Source organism: Pseudomonas sp. DE0010, from assembly GCF_007680745.1.
In the GTDB taxonomy this organism is placed as follows: domain Bacteria; phylum Pseudomonadota; class Gammaproteobacteria; order Pseudomonadales; family Pseudomonadaceae; genus Aquipseudomonas; species Aquipseudomonas parafulva_B.
In genome coordinates this window covers 149,472-168,907 of sequence record NZ_VEJQ01000006.1, presented here as the reverse complement: position 1 = coordinate 168,907, position 19,436 = coordinate 149,472, and the positions used below count along the sequence as shown (strand labels likewise).

Below are 19,436 nucleotides of genomic sequence, written 5' to 3'. Positions count from 1 at the left end.
ACCGCGCCCTGCAGACAGCAGGCGTGGCCGCTATCATTGACTGAAATCGGGCCCCTAAATTTCCATCGCGTTAATGGCAGATGGCCTACGCTGTGCTTTGTCTGGGTTGATTCGCGCCTTATCTGCTCTGTGACAGGGACTCCATGAAGGGACATCGCACTCAAGAAGCGCCCAAGCTACTCGGGCTCACCTGGCCATTCATCGCCGTGGTGGTTTTCCAAGTCGCCCTTGGTAGTCTCAGCCTCTACACGCTTTCTGCCGTGCGTGCCTACGTGGCGGGCGAAAGCTTGTGGTCCAAAGCGCAAAAAGACGCCATCTACTACCTCAACCTGTACGCCACTACCCGCGACGAAGCCACCTATGGCCGCTACCAGCAGGCCATCGTGGTGCCCCAGGGCGATCACCGCGCGCGCAAGCTCATGGATCAGTCGAGTCTGGACCTGGAGGCGGCCCGTCAGGCCGTCCTGCAAGGTGGCAACCACCCCGACGACGTGGAACGCATCATCTGGTTCTACCGTCACTTTCGCACCGTCAGCTACCTGCAGACAGCCATCAATTACTGGGACATCGGCGACGATTACCTGGCCAAGCTGAACGTGCTGGCCGGGGAGATGCATCAGCGCTTCGCCAGCGGGCCTGTCGATGAGCAGGTGATCCGTGCCTGGAAAAGCCGCATTGCCACCATCAACGAGGGGGTGACGCCGGCTGCCAAGGCCTTCAGCGATGCCCTGGGCGAGGGGTCGCGTGTCTTGCTGCGGGTACTGCTGATCACCAACCTGCTGACCGCGATGATCCTGATCACCATCGCCTGGCGGCGCTCCAGCAAACTGCTGGCCCAGCGGCAGGCGTTTGCCAACGCGTTGCAGGAGGAAAAAGAGCGGGCACAGATCACCCTGCAGGCTATTGGTGATGCGGTGATCACCACGGATGTGGAGGGCTTGATCGGCTACATGAACCCGGCGGCCGAGCAACTGACCCACTGGCAGGCCGCCCAGGCGCTGGGCCTGCCGTTGTCTGCACTGTTCACCCTGGTGGACGAGCACGATGTGGACGAGGGCCGCAGCCTGGTGGAACAGGTGCTCAGTGGCAGTTTGAAAGGCGGCGCCGAACATGCGCGGCTGATTCAGCGCCTGGACGGCAGTACGGTGTCGATCAATCTGGTGGGCTCGTCCATCGTCAACGACGGGCAGGTCAATGGCATCGTGCTGGTGCTGCACGACATGACCCAAGAGCGCCAGTACATCGCCAACCTCTCCTGGCAGGCCACGCACGATGCACTGACCGGCCTGGCCAACCGTCGCGAGTTCGAATACCGACTGGAGCAGGCGCTCAATGCGCTGGCGCGCCAGCCTGGGCGGCATTCGCTGATGTTCCTGGACCTGGACCAGTTCAAGCTGGTCAACGATACCTGTGGGCATGCCGCCGGGGACGAGCTGCTTCGGCACATCTGCGCTGTGCTGCAATCGGGCCTGCGTGAAGGCGACACCCTGGCGCGGCTAGGGGGCGATGAGTTTGGCGTGCTGCTTGAGAACTGCCCGTCCGAGCAGGCCGAGCGGATTGCCGAGCAGCTACGCCAGACGGTCCAAAGCCTGCATTTCGTGTGGAAAGGGCGGCCGTTCGTGACCACCGTCAGCATCGGCCTGGTGCATATCGCCCAGGCCCCCGGCACCCTCGAGGCGTCGCTGCGGGCAGCTGACATGGCCTGCTACATGGCCAAGGAAAAGGGGCGCAACCGGGTGCAGGTGTACCACGCCGATGACAGCGAGCTGTCCATTCGTTTTGGCGAGATGGCCTGGATTCAGCGCTTGCACGTGGCACTGGAAGAGAACCGGTTCTGTCTGTACGCCCAGGAGATCGCGCCGTTGAAGGCCTTCGAGGGGCCTGGCCACATCGAAATCCTGTTGCGCCTGCACGATGAAAGCGGGCGCACCATACTGCCCAACAGCTTCATCCCGGCTGCCGAACGCTATGGGTTGATTACCGCGCTCGATCGCTGGGTGGTGCGCAACGTCTTCATCATCATCCGCCAATGCCTGGATGCAGGCCACCAGGGGCCGCTATCGACCTGCGCTATCAACTTGTCCGGTGCCAGCATCGGCGATGACAAGTTCCTCGAGTACCTGCAGCGCCTGTTCGCCGAATATGCTATTCCTCCGCGCATGATCTGCTTCGAGATCACCGAAACCAGCGCCATTGCCAACCTGGGCAGCGCCATCCGCTTCATCAATGAGCTAAAAGGCCTGGGTTGTCGTTTTTCACTGGATGATTTCTGTGCTGGCATGTCATCGTTCGCCTACCTCAAGCATCTGCCCGTCGACTTTCTCAAGATCGACGGCAGCTTCGTCAAGGACATGCTGGACGACCCGGTCAATCGGGCCATGGTCGAAGTCATCAACCATATCGGCCATGTCATGGGCAAGCGCACGATTGCAGAATTCGTGGAAACACCCATGATCGAGCAAGCGCTACAGGAAATTGGTGTCGATTACGCCCAGGGCTATCTGATCGAGCGGCCCCAGGTATTTACCTGTGACAGTCTGCATCGCCAACGGATTGCCGCCCGGCCTCTGTTGCAGCGGGCACCTGGCACGTTTCGTTAGTTAGCTGGAAATCACAAGGAACAAGGAGTAGACAGTGATTGATGCATTCGTTCGTATCGGGCCATTGATGGACCCGGCCAGTTACCCCAAGTGGGCCCAGCAACTGCTTGCCGATTGCCATGAGAGCAAGCAGCGGGTGGTTGACCATGAGGTGTATCGACGTCTGCGTGACGGCAAGTTGAAGCAAGCGACCATTCGCCAGTACCTGATCGGTGGCTGGCCGGTGGTGGAGCAGTTCTCGTTGTACATGGCCCATAACCTCACCAAAACCCGGTATGGCCGGCACCCAGGCGAGGACATGGCGCGGCGCTGGTTGATGCGCAATATCCGCGTGGAGCTCAACCATGCCGACTACTGGGTGAACTGGGCCCACGCCCACGGCATTCACCTGCACGACCTGCAGGCCCAGGATGTGCCGCCCGAGCTCAATGGCCTCAACGATTGGTGCTGGCGTGTGTGTGCCACGGAAAACCTGGCCATTGCCATGGCCGCCACCAACTACGCCATCGAAGGGGCCACCGGGGAGTGGTCGGCGGTGGTGTGTTCCACCGACACCTATGCGATGGGCTTTCCGGAAGAGCAGCGCAAGCGGGCCATGAAGTGGCTGAAGATGCACGCGCAGTATGACGACACCCACCCGTGGGAGGCGCTGGAGATCATCTGTACGCTGGTAGGCGAGAACCCGAGCATGGCCTTGCGCACCGAGTTGCGCCGAGCCATCTGCAAGAGCTATGACTGCATGTACCTGTTCCTGGAGCGGTGCATGCAGCTTGAAGCCACCCAGCACGAGCGGGCGAGCCCGGCGTTGGCGGCGGGGTGATTGCGCGGCTGTCGTGATGCAGGCCCCGCCCATCGCTGGCACGTCGGCGATGGGCGGGGAGACGAGTGCGCCTGCACAACGCTGTGTCAGGTAGGCGAGCCCATCACTGGGCGTTGAATGCCTGCCCGTTCACATCCTTGCTGTCAGGCCCCATCAAGTAGAGGTAGACCGGCATGATTTGCTCGGGCAGCGGGTTGTCCTGAGGGTTCTCGCTCGGGTAGGCCTGCGCGCGCATGGCCGTACGCGTCGCGCCCGGGTTGATGCTGTTGGACCGCACCGGCGCCACCCCTTCGAGCTCGTCTGCCAGGGTCTGCATCATGCCTTCGGTGGCGAACTTGGAGATGCCGTAGGCGCCCCAATAAGCGCGGCCCTTGCGCCCGACACTGCTGCTGGTAAACACCACCGAAGCATCTTCGGACTGCTTGAGCAGCGGCAGCAGGGTGCTGGTGAGCATGAAGGTGGCATTGACGTTGATGTGCATGACGCGCATGAAGTTGTCGCCCGACAACTGCTCCATGGGCGTGCGTGGGCCGATGATCGAGGCGTTGTTGAGCAACCCGTCCAGGCGCCCGAACTGTTCCTCGATCATGACCGCCAGCCCGTCGTACTGATGGGCGAGGGCAGTTTCCAGGTTGAACGGGATCACCACAGGCTGGGGATGCCCGGCCGCTTCGATCTCGTCATAAAGCGCATTCAGGTTCGCTTCGGTCTTGCCGAGCAACAGCACCGTGGCGCCCAGGGCAGCGTAGGCCTTGGCCGCGGCGGCGCCGATGCCGCGCCCGGCACCGGTGACCAGGATGACCCGGCCTTTGAGCAGGTCGGGGCGGGCAGTGTATTCGAACATGTCAGATCCTTTGGCGTTAGCGGTGATCAGCAACCACAGAGGGCGCTGTCGATGACTTTACGCAGGTCCTGCGGGCTGTCCACCACCACATCGGCACCCCAGTTGTTGGGGTTGTCCTCGGGATGGATGTAGCCGAAGCTTACCGCTGCGGTGCGGGTGCCGGCATCGCGGCCGGATTCGATATCGCGCAGATCGTCACCGACGAACAGCACGCTGGCAGGGTCCAGCGCCAAGGTTTTGCAGGCCAGGATGAGCGGCTCGGGGTCGGGCTTGCTGTTCTTTACATGATCCGGGCAGATCAGCAAGGCCGAGCGTTCAGCCAGCCCCAGGCGCTGCATGATCGGCTCGGCGAAGCGCACAGGCTTGTTGGTGACCACGCCCCACAACAGCTTGCCTCGCTCGATGTCCTCCAGCAGCTCGGCCATGCCGTCGAACAGGCGGGTATGCACGGCGCAGTCGCGCTGGTAGCGCTCCAGGAACTCCAGGCGCAAGGCTTCGAAACCTTCGGCCTGCGGGTCCATGGCGAAGGTGGCGGCCACCATGGCGCGCGCACCCCCGGAGATCACGCCCCGAATCAGCGCGTCGTCGACGGCCGGCAGGCCTCGATCGGTGAGCATGGCCTGGCAGATGGCGATGAAGTCGGGCGCCGTGTCCAGCAAGGTGCCGTCCATGTCGAAGAGTACCGCTCGCAGGCGCATGCTTATTCCTCGCGCAGGGTCTGGATCATGTAGTTGACGTCCACATCGCTGCTGAGCTTGTAGTGCTTGGTCAGCGGGTTGTAGGTCAGGCCGATGATGTCCTTGACCTCAAGGCCGGCGACGCGGCTCCAGGCACCCAGCTCGGAAGGGCGGATGAATTTCTTGAAGTCGTGGGTGCCGCGCGGGAGCATCTTGAGGATGTACTCGGCGCCGACGATGGCCAGCAGGTAGGCCTTGGGGTTGCGGTTGATGGTGGAGAAGAACACCTGGCCGCCTGGCTTGACCATGCGGTAGCAGGCGCGGATCACCGATGAGGGGTCAGGCACGTGCTCGAGCATCTCAAGGCAGGTGACCACGTCGAAGGCACCGGGCATTTCTTCGGCCAGGGCTTCGGCCGTGACCTGACGGTATTCGACCTGCACACCCGATTCCAGCTGATGCAGGCGGGCGACGGCCAGGGGCGCCTCGCCCATGTCGATGCCGGTCACCGAAGCGCCGCGCAGGGCCATGGCTTCGCTGAGGATGCCGCCGCCGCAACCCACGTCCAGCACGTTCTTGCCAGCAAGGTGGGCGCGCTCGTCGATCCAGTTGACGCGCAGCGGGTTGATATCGTGCAGCGGCTTGAACTCGCTCTCGCGGTCCCACCAGCGGTGGGCCAGCGCTTCGAATTTGGCGATTTCAGCGCGGTCGACGTTGCTCATTGAACAGTCCTCAGAAACGTGGGAATCAGCTTCACGTGGCAAGCTGCAAGGTACATGACATACAGACGGTGGCGTTGGCCAAAGCGTTCGCACGGCGTCAGGCTTGGCTCGTAAGGCGCCATGAGCCTTTTGCCCGCAGGGCGTGCGGCAGCTTTCTGTGCGTGGCCTAGCAGGCCCACGCCAGAGAGCGGGCGTTGGTGGTGCTTCGGCCAGCGGCTCTGTGCCCAACCTTGCTTGTGCTGCCGGGTGTCTGCGGCGCGCAGCTTGCGCTCGAAAAGGCCGAAGTATACCCGAGCGCTCAGGGCGCCGGGTCGCTATAATCGCCGGCTTTTGATACGCGAACGACGGGGAGAGGTGATGCGCGAGCAACTTTTGGCGGCCGAGAAGGTGACCGGAATCCGCTGGCAGGGCGGCGTTCTGCATCTGCTCGACCAGCGCCTGCTGCCATCCCAGGAGCACTGGCTGGCCTGCGACACGGTCGCGCAGGTGGCCACCGCCATTCGCGACATGGCCGTGCGTGGCGCTTCGGCCATCGGTATCGTGGCGGCGTATGGGCTGGTCCTGGCCGCCGAGGAGCGCCTGGCCGAAGGGGGCGATTGGGAGATGGACCTCGAAGAAGATTTCATGCTCCTGGCCGAGGCGCGCCCTACCGCAGCCAACCTGTTCTGGGCCCTGAACCGCATGCGCGAGCGCCTGCAACGCCTGCGCCCCAGCGAAGATGTGCTGGGTGCGCTGGAAGCCGAGGCGCTGGCCATTCACGAAAGCGATCGCGAGGCCAACCTGACCATGGCCCAGCACGGCACCGAGCTGATCCGTCGGCACCAGGGCAATGCCCAGACGCTGCTGACCTATGGCAATGCCGGGGCCTTGGCCAGCGGCGGTTTCGGAACGGCGCTGGGTGTGATTCGCGCAGGGTTTCTGGAAGGCATGGTGGAGCGGGTCTACGCCGGGGAAACTCGCCCGTGGCTCCAGGGTTCGCGGCTCACGGCCTGGGAGCTGACCAATGAAGGCCTGCCGGTCACCCTGTGCGCCGATTCGGCCCTGGCGCACCTGATGAAGACCAAGGGCATCACCTGGGTCGTCGTCGGCGCTGATTGCATCGCTGCCAATGGAGATGTGGCCAGCAAGATCGGTACCTACCAACTGGCGGTCAGCGCCATGCACCATGGGGTGCGCTTCATGGTCGTGGCCCCGAGCAGCAGTATCGACCTGAACCTGGAAACGGGCGACGACATCCCGCTTGAAGAGCGCGAACCGGATGAACTGCTCGACTATGCCGGCACCCGGGTGGCGCCGCAGGTGGAGGTGTTCAACCCTGTCTTCGACGTGACCCCGGCGGACCTGATCGATGTGATCGTGACCGAGCGCGGCATCATCGAACGCCCGGATACGGCCAAGCTTGCTCAGATGATGTGCCGCAAGCGTTTGCACTGAAAGGCGACACAGCAGTTGCGTTGCGCTCGACTGCCGGGCGTGACCCTCGGCAGGCGTTTTTCCCTGCCGGGCACGCTCTCCAGCGCGGGCCTGGTGGTGCACGCGGCTACCTTGCGCCACGGCACGGGCCCCTCGGCCAGGGCATGAATTCGCGGCCCGGCTGGCCACTTGCCGCATCTCCCACTACCCCTGCCGTTGTGGTAATATCCGGCAGTTTCCAAGACCCCGCTGTGCGGCGGTCTTCATTGCGCAGATCCATGGCACAACTCATTGATTTGTCGTAAGTCGTCGCGGGCGAGTGCACTGCGGCGGCGAGCTTCGTTCGGCCCTTGATGGCGCTGCGAAGTTTCACCAGAAAAAGGAATCAGGCTTCTCATGGGCGAACTGGCCAAAGAAATCCTCCCGGTCAATATCGAAGACGAACTGAGACAGTCTTACCTCGACTACGCGATGAGCGTGATTGTCGGGCGAGCGCTGCCCGATGCGCGTGACGGCTTGAAGCCCGTGCATCGCCGCGTTCTCTTTGCGATGAGCGAACTGGGCAACGACTGGAACAAGCCGTACAAGAAATCCGCCCGTGTGGTCGGTGACGTGATCGGTAAGTACCACCCGCACGGCGACACTGCGGTCTACGACACCATCGTGCGTATGGCCCAGCCCTTCTCGCTGCGCTACCTGCTGGTCGACGGCCAGGGCAACTTCGGTTCGGTGGACGGCGACAACGCCGCGGCCATGCGATACACCGAAGTGCGCATGGCCAAGCTGGCGCATGAGCTGCTGGCCGACCTGCACAAGGAAACCGTCGACTGGGTGCCCAACTACGACGGCACCGAGCAGATCCCGGCGGTCATGCCGACGCGTATTCCCAACCTGCTGGTCAACGGTTCCAGCGGCATCGCGGTGGGCATGGCCACCAACATTCCGCCGCACAACCTGGGCGAAGTCATCGATGGCTGCCTGGCGCTGATCGATAACCCGGACGTCACCATCGATGAGCTGATGCAGCACATCCCCGGTCCTGACTTCCCTACCGCCGGCCTGATCAACGGCCGCCAGGGCATTATCGAGGCCTACCGCACCGGCCGTGGCCGCATCTACATGCGTGCCCGCTCCCAGATCGAAGACATCGACAAGGTGGGCGGTCGCCAGCAGATCGTCGTGACCGAGCTGCCGTACCAGTTGAACAAGGCGCGCCTGATCGAGAAGATCGCCGAACTGGTCAAAGAGAAGAAGATCGAGGGCATCACCGAGCTGCGCGACGAGTCCGACAAGGACGGCATGCGCATCGTCATCGAGCTGCGTCGCGGCGAGGTGCCGGAGGTGGTGCTCAACAACCTGTACTCGCAGACCCAGCTGCAGAGCGTGTTCGGCATCAACGTCGTCGCCCTGGTCGATGGCCGTCCGCGCCTGCTCAACCTCAAGGACCTGCTCGAAGCCTTCGTGCGCCACCGCCGCGAAGTGGTTACCCGGCGCACCGTGTTCGAACTGCGCAAGGCGCGTGAGCGCGGCCACATCCTTGAAGGCCAGGCGGTTGCGCTGTCCAACATCGACCCGGTCATCGCGATGATCAAGGCCTCGCCCACGCCGTCCGAGGCCAAGGAAGCCCTGGTGTCCACCGCCTGGGAATCGAGTGCCGTGCAGGTCATGGTCGAACGTGCCGGCGCCGAGTCGTGCCGCCCGGCCGACCTGCCTGAACAGTATGGCCTGCGCGACGGCAAGTACTACCTGTCGCCGGAACAGGCCCAGGCCATCCTTGACCTGCGTCTGCACCGCCTGACTGGCCTGGAGCACGAGAAGCTGCTGGCCGAGTACCAGGAAATCCTGGAACAGATCGGTGAACTGATCCGCATTCTCAACAGCGCCGAGCGCCTGATGGAAGTCATCCGCGAAGAGCTCGAAGCGATTCGCGCCGAGTACGGCGATGCCCGTCGCACCGAAATCCTCAATGCCAGCCACGACCTCAACTACGGCGACATGATCCCGGAAGAAGAGCGTGTGGTGACCATTTCCCATGGCGGGTATGCCAAGACCCAGCCATTGTCCGCCTACCAGGCCCAGCGCCGTGGCGGCAAGGGCAAGTCGGCCACCGGCGTGAAGGACGAGGACTACATCGAGCATCTGTTGGTGGCCAACAGCCACGCTACCCTGCTGCTGTTCTCCAGCAAGGGCAAGGTGTACTGGAAGAAGACCTACGAAATCCCCGAGGCGTCCCGCGCTGCCCGTGGTCGCCCGCTGGTCAACCTGCTGCCGCTGGAAGAGGGTGAGCGCATCACCGCCATGTTGCAGGTCGATCTTGAAGCCTTGCAGCAGAACGCCGACCTCGAAGAAGAACTCGAAGACGCCGATGACACCGTGCTCGAAGGCGAGCTGGTCGAAGTGGAGGAAGTGGACGAGGAAGAAGGCGACACCCCCGAGTGGGCGGCAGAGCCTACCGGCGCCTACATCTTCATGGCCACCGCCTCGGGCACCGTCAAGAAGACGCCGCTGGTCCAGTTCGCCCGTCCTCGCTCCAACGGCCTGATCGCCCTGAAGCTCAAGGAAGGCGACACCCTGATCGCGGCGGCCATCACCGATGGCGCCAAGGAAGTCATGATGTTCTCCGACGCCGGCAAGGTCATCCGCTTTGCCGAGAGCGTGGTGCGCGAAATGGGCCGTACCGCCCGTGGCGTGCGCGGCATGAAGCTGGGCAAGGGCCAGCAGATCATTTCGATGCTGATCCCGGAGTCCGGCGCGCAGATCCTCACCGCGTCCGAGCGTGGCTATGGCAAGCGTACCCCGCTGTCCAAGTTCCCCCGTCGCGGCCGTGGCGGCCAGGGCGTGATCGCCATGGGCACCAAGGGGCGCAACGGTTTGCTGATCGGCGCCATCCAGGTGCAGGAAGGTGAGGAAATCATGCTGATTTCCGATCAAGGCACATTGGTGCGTACCCGGGTCGGCGAGGTGTCCAGCCTGAGCCGTAACACCCAGGGCGTGACGCTGATCAAGCTGGCCTCCGACGAGACGCTGGTGGGCCTTGAGCGTATTCAGGAGCCGTCCGAGGAAGAGCTCGATGCGCTCATCGAGCTGGACGAGGAGGGCGTGGAGGCCCAGGCCCCTGACGAGCAAGATGCGGCGGGCGCCGAAGAGGCCCCGCAAGAGTAAGTGCGCTGAACCCGAACGGGGCGACCAAGGTCGCCCCGTTTGACTGATCAAGCCAGGCATTTGGCCTGCAAGGGCCCCAAGCAGGCCTGGGCCACCGAATTACGATGTTGTTCTATTTGGCAGAGCGAGAGTGGATGTGAGCAAACGAGCCTTTAACTTCTGCGCAGGCCCTGCCGCGCTTCCTGATGCCGTGCTGCAGCGCGCCCAGGCCGAGATGCTGGACTGGCACGGCAAGGGCCTGTCGGTCATGGAAATGAGCCACCGCAGCGACGACTACGTGGCCATCGCCGAGAAGGCCGAGCAGGACCTGCGTGACCTGCTGTCCATCCCCTCCAACTACAAGGTGCTGTTCCTGCAGGGCGGCGCCAGCCAGCAATTTGCCGAAATCCCGCTCAACCTGTTGCCAGAAGACGGCACCGCCGACTACATCGAGACCGGTATCTGGTCGAAAAAGGCCATCGAGGAAGCGCGCCGCTTCGGCAACGTCAACGTAGCTGCCAGCGCCAAGCCCTACGACTACCTGGCCATTCCTGGCCAGAACGAGTGGAACCTGACCGCCAACGCGGCCTACGTGCACTATGCGTCCAACGAGACCATCGGTGGCCTGCAGTTCGACTGGGTGCCACAGACCGGCGATGTGCCGCTGGTGGTGGACATGTCCTCCGACATTCTCTCGCGCCCCATCGACGTGTCGCAGTTCGGCCTGATCTACGCAGGTGCCCAGAAGAACATCGGCCCCAGCGGGCTGGTGGTGGTGATCGTGCGGGAAGACCTGCTGGGCCATGCCCGCAGCAGTTGCCCGACCATGCTCGATTACAAGGTCTCGGCAGACAATGGCTCGATGTACAACACGCCTGCGACTTACGCCTGGTACCTCTCGGGCCTGGTCTTCGAGTGGTTGAAGGAACAGGGCGGCGTGGACGCCATGGAGCAGCGCAACCGTGCCAAGAAAGACTTGCTGTACGGGTTCATCGATGCCAGCGCGTTTTACAGCAACCCGATCAGCGTCAATGCCCGGTCGTGGATGAACGTCCCGTTCCGCCTGGCCGACGAACGCCTGGACAAGCCCTTCCTGGCCGGTGCGGACGCCCGTGGTTTGCTCAACCTCAAGGGCCACCGGTCGGTTGGAGGCATGCGTGCATCCATCTACAACGCCCTGGGCCTGGATGCGGTCGAAGCCCTGGTGGCCTACATGGCTGAATTCGAGAAGGAGCACGGTTGATGTCCGAGCATGAACTGCAGGCGCTGCGTGTGCGCATCGACAGCCTCGACGAAAGGATTCTTGAGCTGATCAGCGAGCGTGCTCGCTGCGCCCAGGAAGTGGCCAAGGTCAAGACCGCGTCGCTGGCCGAGGGCGAGGCGCCGGTGTTCTATCGTCCCGAGCGCGAAGCTGCCGTGCTCAAGCGCGTGATGGAGCGCAACAAGGGGCCACTGGACAACGAGGAAATGGCGCGGCTGTTCCGCGAAATCATGTCCTCGTGCCTGGCACTGGAAGAGCCGCTCAAGATCGCTTACCTGGGCCCTGAAGGTACCTTCACCCAGGCCGCCGCCATGAAGCATTTCGGCCATGCCGTGGTCAGTCGCCCGATGGCGGCCATCGACGAGGTGTTCCGCGAAGTGGCCGCCGGGGCCGTGAACTTCGGCGTGGTGCCGGTGGAAAACTCCACCGAAGGCGCGGTCAGCCACACCCTCGACAGCTTCCTCGAGCACGACATGGTGATCTGTGGCGAAGTGGAGCTACGTATTCACCACCACCTGCTGGTAGGCGAGAACACCAAGACCGACAGTATCAGTCGCATCTACTCCCATGCACAGTCATTGGCCCAGTGCCGCAAGTGGCTGGATGCCCATTACCCCAACGTCGAGCGTGTGGCGGTGTCGAGCAACGCCGAGGCTGCCAAACGCGTCAAGGGTGAGTGGAACTCGGCGGCCATCGCCGGGGATATGGCGGCCAACCTGTACGGCCTGACCCGTCTTGCCGAGAAAATCGAGGATCGTCCGGACAACGCCACGCGGTTCCTGATGATCGGCAACCAGGAAGTGCCGCCCACCGGGGACGACAAGACGTCGATCATCGTCTCGATGAGCAACAAGCCCGGTGCGCTGCACGAGCTGTTGGTGCCGTTCCACCAGAACGGTATCGACCTGACCCGCATCGAGACCCGGCCTTCGCGCAGTGGCAAGTGGACCTATGTGTTCTTCATCGACTTCGTCGGCCATCATCGCGATCCGCTGATCAAGGCGGTGCTAGAGCAGATCAGCCAGGAGGCGGTGGCGCTGAAAGTGCTGGGGTCTTATCCGAAGGCGGTGCTTTGACGCGCAACCTTCCGGGTCGGTGCACGGCCCGTAAGTCCTCATGGACTGCCTCGATTTTCGTACAGGGTTCATACCAGTGGTAAAAGCAGCAAACACCAAACCCGCCCCGATCATCGACCGCCTGGTGGTGGTCGGCCTCGGTCTGATCGGTGGCTCGTTCGCCAAAGGCCTGCGTGAAAGCGGCCTGTGCCGTGAAGTGGTCGGCGTCGACCTCGATGCGCCGTCGCGCAAGCACGCCGTTGCCCTGGGCGTGGTCGACCGCTGCGAAGAGGACCTGGCCACGGCCTGCCTTGGCGCCGATGTGATCCAACTGGCCGTGCCGATCCTGGCCATGGAGAAAGTTCTGGCGCGCCTGGCCCGGCTCGATCTGGGTGAGGCCGTGATCACGGACGTTGGCAGTGCCAAGGGTAACGTCGTGCGCGAAGCGCGTTCGGTGCTTGGCGAGCGCTTGTCGCGCTTCGTGCCTGGCCACCCCATCGCTGGCTCCGAGCAGAGCGGGGTGGAGGCGTCCAACGCCAGCCTGTTCCGTCGGCACAAGGTCATCCTCACTCCGCTGGCCGAAACCGACCCTGCTGCGCTGGCCCTGGTCGATCGCCTGTGGCGTACGCTGGAGGCTGACGTTGAGCACATGCCTGTCGAGCGCCATGACGAAGTGCTGGCCGCGACCAGCCACTTGCCACACCTGCTGGCCTTCGGGCTGGTCGATTCCCTGGCCAAGCGCAATGAAAACCTGGACATCTTCCGGTACGCTGCGGGAGGCTTTCGCGATTTCACGAGAATCGCCGGTAGCGACCCGACCATGTGGCATGACATTTTTCTCGCCAACCGCGACGCTGTCCTGCGCACACTCGATACATATCGCAGTGATCTCGACGCCTTGCGCGACGCGATCGCTGAAGGGGACGGGCACCAGCTGCTGGGTGTTTTCACCCGCGCTCGGTTTGCCCGCGAGCATTTCAGTAAAATCCTGGCCCGCCGGGCCTATGTGGACGCTATGAACGCCAACGATCTGATTTTCCTGGCCCAACCCGGTGGCCGCCTGAATGGGCGAATCCGCGTACCGGGCGACAAGTCGATTTCCCATCGCTCGATCATGCTCGGCTCGCTGGCCGAAGGCACCACCGAGGTCGAGGGTTTTCTCGAAGGTGAAGATGCCCTGGCGACCTTGCAGGCTTTTCGCGACATGGGCGTGGTCATCGAAGGCCCTCATCAGGGCCGCGTGACCATCCATGGCGTCGGCCTGCACGGCCTTAAGCCGCCGCCTGGCCCGCTGTACGTGGGCAACTCCGGTACCTCGATGCGCCTGCTGTCGGGCCTGCTGGCCGGCCAGTCGTTCGACGTCACCATGACCGGCGACGCCTCGCTTTCCAAGCGCCCGATGAACCGGGTGGCCAACCCGCTGCGCGAAATGGGGGCTGTGGTCGAGACCGGTCCGGACGGCCGTCCGCCGCTGACCATTCGTGGCGGCAGCAAACTCAAGGCGCTGACCTACACCCTGCCGATGGCCAGTGCCCAGGTCAAATCCTGCCTGCTGCTGGCTGGCCTGTATGCCGAAGGCAAGACCACCGTCACCGAGCCTGCGCCGACCCGTGACCACACCGAGCGCATGCTGCGCGGCTTCGGCTATTCGGTCGAAACCAACGGCCCGGTCGCTTCGCTGCAAGCTGGCGGCAAGCTGACCGCGACTCGCATCGAAGTGCCAGCGGACATTTCGTCGGCAGCGTTCTTCCTGGTGGCGGCGTCCATTGCCGAGGGTTCGGAGCTGGTGCTCGAACATGTCGGCATCAACCCGACCCGTACCGGCGTCATCGACATCCTGCGCCTGATGGGCGGCGATATCACCCTGGAAAACCAGCGTGAAGTCGGTGGTGAGCCGGTGGCCGACCTGCGCGTGCGCGGTGCCAAGCTCAAGGGCATCGACATCCCTGAAGAGCTGGTGCCGCTGGCCATCGACGAGTTCCCCGTGCTGTTCGTTGCCGCTGCCTGCGCTGAAGGGCGTACCGTGCTGCGCGGTGCCGAAGAACTGCGGGTGAAAGAGTCCGATCGCATCCAGGTGATGGCCGACGGCTTGATGACCCTGGGCATCCAGTGTGAGCCCACCCCCGATGGCATCATCATCGACGGCGGGCAACTGGGTGGTGGTGAGGTGCATGGGCACGGTGACCACCGCATCGCCATGGCCTTCAGCGTCGCATCGCTGCGCGCCAGCGCGCCGATTCGTATCCATGACTGCGCCAACGTCGCCACCTCGTTCCCCAACTTCCTGTCGCTGTGCACTGAGGTTGGCATCCGCGTGGCCGAAGAGGGCAAGTCGTGAGCGCCTTGACGCCGGTCATCACCATTGATGGACCCAGTGGTTCCGGCAAGGGGACCGTGGCCGGTCTGATGGCACGCGAGCTGGGTTGGCGGCTGCTGGATTCGGGCGCGCTGTACCGTCTGCTGGCCTTCAATGCCAGCAACCACGGCGTGGACCTGACCAATGAGGAACTGCTGACCCAACTTGCCGCCCATCTGGATGTGCAATTCATTGCCGCCGAGCCCGGTAAACTGCAGCAGATCATTCTCGAGGGTGAGGATGTCAGCAACGTGATCCGCACCGAAACCGTCGGTGCCGGCGCTTCGATGGTCGCTTCGCTGCCTGCGGTGCGTGATGCACTGCTGGTGCGCCAGCGCGCCTTTCGCGAGGCGCCAGGCCTGATCGCCGACGGTCGTGACATGGGCACGGTGGTGTTTCCGGACGCGCCGCTGAAGGTGTTTCTGACCGCCAGCGCCGAGGAACGTGCCCGCCGCCGTTACCTTCAGTTGAAGGGCAAGGGTGAAGATGTTAGTCTGTCGAGTCTGCTGGATGAGATTCGTGCGCGTGACGAGCGCGACACCCAACGTGCAGTGGCCCCGCTAAAACCTGCGGCCGACGCCATTCAGTTGGACTCAACCGAGTTGTCCATCGAGCAGGTGTTGCAACGTATCAGGAGCGAGCTCGCCTTGCGCGATCTCCTCTGATAACCAGGAAGGCAGGCAGGGGCACCAGTCAACGTCCTGCCCGCTTTCCTTTATCTAAACGAAACCCACATTGTCTGGAATGTGGCGATGGGCGTCTGTTTCGCCCGAATCTACAGGAATTAAAATGAGCGAAAGCTTTGCAGAACTCTTTGAAGAAAGCCTGAAAACCCTCAATCTTCAGCCGGGTGCGATCATCACCGGTATCGTTGTCGACATCGATGGCGACTGGGTTACCGTACACGCTGGCCTGAAGTCCGAGGGCGTCATCCCGCTCGAGCAGTTCTACAACGAAGCTGGCGAGCTGACCATCAAGGTCGGTGACGAAGTGCACGTTGCGCTGGACGCGGTCGAAGACGGCTTTGGCGAAACCAAGCTGTCCCGTGAAAAAGCCAAGCGCGCCGAGTGCTGGATTGTTCTGGAAGCAGCTTTCGCCGCCGAAGAAGTGGTCAAGGGCGTTATCAACGGTAAGGTTAAGGGCGGCTTCACTGTCGACGTTAACGGCATCCGTGCGTTCCTGCCGGGCTCCCTGGTTGATGTCCGCCCAGTGCGCGACACCACCCACCTGGAAGGCAAAGAGCTGGAATTCAAGGTCATCAAGCTCGACCAGAAGCGCAACAACGTTGTCGTTTCCCGTCGCAGCGTGCTGGAAGCCGAGAACTCCGCCGAGCGCGAAGCCCTGCTGGAAACCCTGCAGGAAGGCCAGCAAGTCAAAGGTATCGTCAAGAACCTCACCGACTACGGCGCATTCGTGGACCTGGGCGGTATCGACGGCCTGCTGCACATCACCGACATGGCTTGGAAGCGTATCAAGCACCCATCGGAAATCGTTAACGTTGGCGACGAAGTCGACGTACGCGTTCTGAAGTTCGACCGCGAGCGCAATCGCGTTTCGCTGGGTCTGAAGCAGATGGGCGAAGATCCGTGGGTTGCTATCACTGCCCGTTACCCAGAAGGTACTCGCGTACAGGCTCGCGTAACCAACCTGACCGACTACGGCTGCTTCGCTGAGCTGGAAGAAGGCGTTGAAGGTCTGGTACACGTTTCCGAAATGGACTGGACCAACAAGAACATCCACCCGTCGAAAGTCGTTCAGGTTGGCGACGAAGTGGAAGTCATGGTTCTGGACATCGACGAAGAGCGTCGTCGTATCTCCCTGGGCATCAAGCAGTGCAAGTCCAACCCATGGGAAGACTTCTCCGGCCAGTTCAACAAGGGTGACAAGATCACCGGTACCATCAAGTCGATCACCGACTTCGGTATCTTCATCGGTCTGGACGGCGGCATCGACGGTCTGGTTCACCTGTCCGACATCTCCTGGAACGAAACCGGCGAAGAAGCCGTACGTCGTTTCAAGAAGGGCGACGAGCTGGAAACCGTCATCCTGTCGGTCGATCCAGAGCGCGAGCGCATCTCCCTGGGCATCAAGCAGCTGGAAGACGATCCGTTCTCCAACTTCGTTGCTGTCAATGACAAGGGCGCTATCGTCAAGGGCATCGTGAAAGAAGTTGACGCCAAAGGTGCCATCGTCACCCTGGCCGACGACATCGAAGCCACTCTGAAAGCTTCCGAAATCAGCCGTGACCGCGTTGAAGACGCGCGTAACGTTCTGAAGGAAGGCGAAGAGATCGAAGCCAAGATCATCAGCGTTGACCGCAAATCGCGTGTCATCAGCCTGTCGATCAAGTCCAAGGACGACGCTGAAGAGCGTGAAGCCATCCAGAGCCTGAAAAACGCTCCGGAAGCGGCTGCCGATACCACCATGGCTGCGCTGCTGCGCGAAGCAATGGCCAAGCAGAACTGAGTTCTGTTTGATCGGTAAAAAGGGCGACCCTCGGGTCGCCCTTTTTTATGGGCGTTATCTACGCCTGCTTGGGGTGTGACCCTACGTTTTTCGTGGTTGAACTCGCTTGCCTCAACCCGCTAAGGTCCCGACCTTGATTTTCGAGAGACAACCATGGGCTATCTGATCATCGTCGCGCTTATCCAGGCGTTCTCTTTCAGCTTGATAGGCGAGTATCTGGCCGGTCACGTCGACAGTTATTTTGCCGTGCTTGCCCGCGTGGTGCTGGCGGGCTTGGTCTTTCTGCCGTTGACCCGGTGGCGGCAAGTAGAACCGCGCTTTGTGCGCTCGATGCTGCTGATAGGCGCCTTGCAGTACGGCATCACCTACGTGTGCCTTTATTTGAGCTTTCGCGTGCTCAGCGTACCCGAGGTTTTGCTGTTCACCATTCTTACACCGCTGCACGTGACTCTGATCGAAGACGCCATGAATCGGCGGTTCAACCCATGGGCGCTGGTGGCAGCGCTGGTAGCTGTGGCCGGAGCGGCGGTGATTCGCTTCGACAGCATCAGTGGCGAATTTTTCATGGGCTTCCTGTTGCTGCAGTTGGCCAACTTCACGTATGCCGCGGGCCAGGTGTTGTATCGGCATCTGGTTGCCCGGTTCCCCAGCGACCTGCCGCACTATGCGCGGTTCGGCTATTTCTACCTGGGGGCGTTGTTGGTGGTCCTACCTGCGTTTGTGTTGTTCGGCAACAGCGCACACCTGCCCAGCACCCCGGTGCAATGGGGCGTCTTGGTGTTTCTGGGGCTGTGCCCCACGGCGCTGGGCCTGTACTGGTGGAACAAGGGGGCTTGCCTGGTATCGGGTGGCACGCTTGCCGTCATGAACAATTTGCACGTACCCGTGGGGCTGCTGCTCAACCTGCTGATCTGGAACCAGCATGAACCGCTTGGACGGCTTCTGGCAGGCGGTGCCATTATTCTGGGATCTGTATGGCTAAGCCGTTTCAGTGGACGGGCACAGGCCCCGATGCCCGGCAAAGCCTGACATGCATACCGTTTTCGTGATTGTTGCACCGATTTTCGCGTTGATCATCGTCGGCTACCTGTGCCGCCGCACCAACAAATTGGGCGACAAGGCGGCGGCCGAAATCAACAAGATGGTGGTCTGGTTGTGCCTGCCGGCCTTGCTGTTCAAGGTCACCGCTACGGCCACATGGGCCGAAATCTGGCACCCTGGGTTCATCGCCGCATTTGGCGCCGGGGCGCTGGCGATGTTTGCGATTACCCTGCTGTGGCGGCTGCGTGGCGGCCATGGATTAGTGGCGTCGAGCATCGATGGGCTGAGTGCCGGCTACGCCAATACCGGCTACATCGGCATTCCCTTGTGCCTGCTGCTGTTCGGTCAGCCTGGCTTGCAGCCAGCGCTGATTTCGTCGTTGATCGTGGTCTGCCTGGTATTTGCCCTGTCGCTGATGCTGATCGAGATCGGCTTGCAGGATGAGCCCGAGGTGGGCCGCGGCGTGGGCCTGGTGCTCAAGGCGCTGGCCAAGAACCCGCTGGTCGTCGCGCCGCTGGCAGGTGCAGCGTGGGCCATGACCGGGCTGGGGCTGGCCGAACCGGTGATGCACTTGCTCGACATGCTCGCATTGGCCACCACGCCCTGTGCATTGGTGTCGCTCGGCGCATTTCTGGCAGAGAAACAGCCGCGCGCACAGGCCAGCCCCTGGCCGCTGGTAGTGTTGAAATTGGTCGGCCAGCCGGCGCTGACTTGGGTGCTCGCCTACAAGGTGTTTCACCTGCCCGAGATGTGGGCCGCCTCGGCCGTGCTGCTGGCCGCGCTGCCCACCGGTACTGGGCCGTTCATGCTGGCGGAGTACTACAACCGGGATGCGGGATTGATCTCCAGGACCATTCTCTGGTCAACGGTAGTCTCGCTGCTCACCTTGACGGCGCTGCTGTACGCATTGGGGTATGCGCAGTGAATGAGCGGTTCAAACGTTTACAGATTCGGGTCGCGTTCAGCGAGACGCTGGCCGGGCCCAGAACGCGAGGTGAAGCGCTGGCCCAGAACGCCTCACCGACATCGCTACTGGACCG

Annotated in this window: 14 protein-coding genes; 11 read left to right on the top strand and 3 right to left on the bottom strand. The window is 62.5% G+C overall.

Going from position 1 to position 19,436, the window contains the following annotated elements; genetic code table 11:
- Positions 1–143: 143 nt before the first annotated feature.
- Both FS767_RS07155 and FS767_RS07150 read left to right on the top strand, forming a co-directional pair.
- Complete coding sequence (locus tag FS767_RS07155; protein WP_144964690.1) at positions 144–2,600, top strand: EAL domain-containing protein; 2,457 nt, start codon at positions 144–146, stop codon at positions 2,598–2,600.
- Between the two features lie 34 nt (positions 2,601–2,634).
- Positions 2,635–3,420, top strand: a complete 786-nt coding sequence (locus FS767_RS07150) for a TenA family transcriptional regulator (protein ID WP_058605612.1) — start codon at positions 2,635–2,637, stop codon at positions 3,418–3,420.
- 103 nt (positions 3,421–3,523) lie between these two features.
- Here FS767_RS07150 and FS767_RS07145 read toward each other — a convergent pair whose 3' ends face one another.
- The 3 genes from FS767_RS07145 to ubiG are packed head-to-tail and all read right to left on the bottom strand — an operon-like array spanning position 3,524 to position 5,663.
- A complete protein-coding gene (locus FS767_RS07145) occupies positions 3,524–4,264 on the bottom strand; it encodes a YciK family oxidoreductase (protein ID WP_144964689.1) in 741 nt (246 codons plus the stop codon).
- Between the two features lie 26 nt (positions 4,265–4,290).
- Positions 4,291–4,962 carry an N-acetylmuramic acid 6-phosphate phosphatase MupP gene (gene mupP / locus FS767_RS07140; protein ID WP_144964688.1) on the bottom strand — a complete coding sequence of 224 codons (672 nt, stop codon included), beginning with the start codon at positions 4,960–4,962 and terminating at the stop codon, positions 4,291–4,293.
- A gap of 2 nt (positions 4,963–4,964) precedes the next feature.
- Positions 4,965–5,663: a bifunctional 2-polyprenyl-6-hydroxyphenol methylase/3-demethylubiquinol 3-O-methyltransferase UbiG gene (gene ubiG / locus FS767_RS07135; RefSeq protein ID WP_144964687.1), complete on the bottom strand. Its 699-nt coding sequence runs from the start codon at positions 5,661–5,663 to the stop codon at positions 4,965–4,967.
- A gap of 357 nt (positions 5,664–6,020) precedes the next feature.
- Here ubiG and mtnA point away from each other — a divergent pair, with 357 nt between their 5' ends.
- The 9 genes from mtnA (at position 6,021) to FS767_RS07090 (ending at position 19,321) form a co-directional block, all read left to right on the top strand.
- Positions 6,021–7,097 (top strand): S-methyl-5-thioribose-1-phosphate isomerase, encoded by a 1,077-nt coding sequence (gene mtnA, locus FS767_RS07130; RefSeq protein WP_144964686.1) that lies wholly within the window; start codon positions 6,021–6,023, stop codon positions 7,095–7,097.
- Between the two features lie 375 nt (positions 7,098–7,472).
- Positions 7,473–10,238 carry a DNA gyrase subunit A gene (gyrA, locus tag FS767_RS07125; protein WP_023533831.1) on the top strand — a complete coding sequence of 922 codons (2,766 nt, stop codon included), beginning with the start codon at positions 7,473–7,475 and terminating at the stop codon, positions 10,236–10,238.
- Between the two features lie 136 nt (positions 10,239–10,374).
- Complete coding sequence (gene serC, locus FS767_RS07120; protein ID WP_144964685.1) at positions 10,375–11,460, top strand: 3-phosphoserine/phosphohydroxythreonine transaminase; 1,086 nt, start codon at positions 10,375–10,377, stop codon at positions 11,458–11,460.
- On the top strand, positions 11,460–12,554 hold the full coding sequence (pheA, locus tag FS767_RS07115; RefSeq protein WP_058605607.1) for a prephenate dehydratase: 1,095 nt from the start codon (positions 11,460–11,462) through the stop codon (positions 12,552–12,554). The genes serC and pheA overlap by 1 nt, the downstream gene beginning before the upstream one ends.
- Positions 12,555–12,630: 76 nt before the next feature.
- Positions 12,631–14,871 (top strand): bifunctional prephenate dehydrogenase/3-phosphoshikimate 1-carboxyvinyltransferase, encoded by a 2,241-nt coding sequence (locus tag FS767_RS07110; protein WP_144964684.1) that lies wholly within the window; start codon positions 12,631–12,633, stop codon positions 14,869–14,871.
- Positions 14,868–15,554 (top strand): (d)CMP kinase, encoded by a 687-nt coding sequence (gene cmk, locus FS767_RS07105; protein ID WP_023533778.1) that lies wholly within the window; start codon positions 14,868–14,870, stop codon positions 15,552–15,554. Before FS767_RS07110 ends, cmk begins: the two co-directional genes overlap by 4 nt.
- A gap of 124 nt (positions 15,555–15,678) precedes the next feature.
- Positions 15,679–17,355 (top strand): 30S ribosomal protein S1, encoded by a 1,677-nt coding sequence (rpsA, locus tag FS767_RS07100; protein ID WP_003252673.1) that lies wholly within the window; start codon positions 15,679–15,681, stop codon positions 17,353–17,355.
- Between the two features lie 153 nt (positions 17,356–17,508).
- Positions 17,509–18,384: a carboxylate/amino acid/amine transporter gene (locus FS767_RS07095; protein WP_058637583.1), complete on the top strand. Its 876-nt coding sequence runs from the start codon at positions 17,509–17,511 to the stop codon at positions 18,382–18,384.
- Between the two features lies 1 nt (position 18,385).
- Positions 18,386–19,321 carry an AEC family transporter gene (locus FS767_RS07090; protein WP_144964683.1) on the top strand — a complete coding sequence of 312 codons (936 nt, stop codon included), beginning with the start codon at positions 18,386–18,388 and terminating at the stop codon, positions 19,319–19,321.
- Positions 19,322–19,436 lie beyond the last annotated feature (115 nt).

Excerpts from the sequence above, each read along its gene's own strand:
- FS767_RS07155 (WP_144964690.1), top strand. The coding sequence starts at position 144 with ATGAAGGGACATCGCACTCAAGAAGCGCCCAAGCTACTCGGGCTCACC.
- FS767_RS07145 (WP_144964689.1), bottom strand. The coding sequence starts at position 4,264 with ATGTTCGAATACACTGCCCGCCCCGACCTGCTCAAAGGCCGGGTCATC.
- mupP (WP_144964688.1), bottom strand. The coding sequence starts at position 4,962 with ATGCGCCTGCGAGCGGTACTCTTCGACATGGACGGCACCTTGCTGGAC.
- ubiG (WP_144964687.1), bottom strand. The coding sequence starts at position 5,663 with ATGAGCAACGTCGACCGCGCTGAAATCGCCAAATTCGAAGCGCTGGCC.
- mtnA (WP_144964686.1), top strand. The coding sequence starts at position 6,021 with ATGCGCGAGCAACTTTTGGCGGCCGAGAAGGTGACCGGAATCCGCTGG.
- gyrA (WP_023533831.1), top strand. The coding sequence starts at position 7,473 with ATGGGCGAACTGGCCAAAGAAATCCTCCCGGTCAATATCGAAGACGAA.
- pheA (WP_058605607.1), top strand. The coding sequence starts at position 11,460 with ATGTCCGAGCATGAACTGCAGGCGCTGCGTGTGCGCATCGACAGCCTC.
- rpsA (WP_003252673.1), top strand. The coding sequence starts at position 15,679 with ATGAGCGAAAGCTTTGCAGAACTCTTTGAAGAAAGCCTGAAAACCCTC.
- FS767_RS07095 (WP_058637583.1), top strand. The coding sequence starts at position 17,509 with ATGGGCTATCTGATCATCGTCGCGCTTATCCAGGCGTTCTCTTTCAGC.
- FS767_RS07090 (WP_144964683.1), top strand. The coding sequence starts at position 18,386 with ATGCATACCGTTTTCGTGATTGTTGCACCGATTTTCGCGTTGATCATC.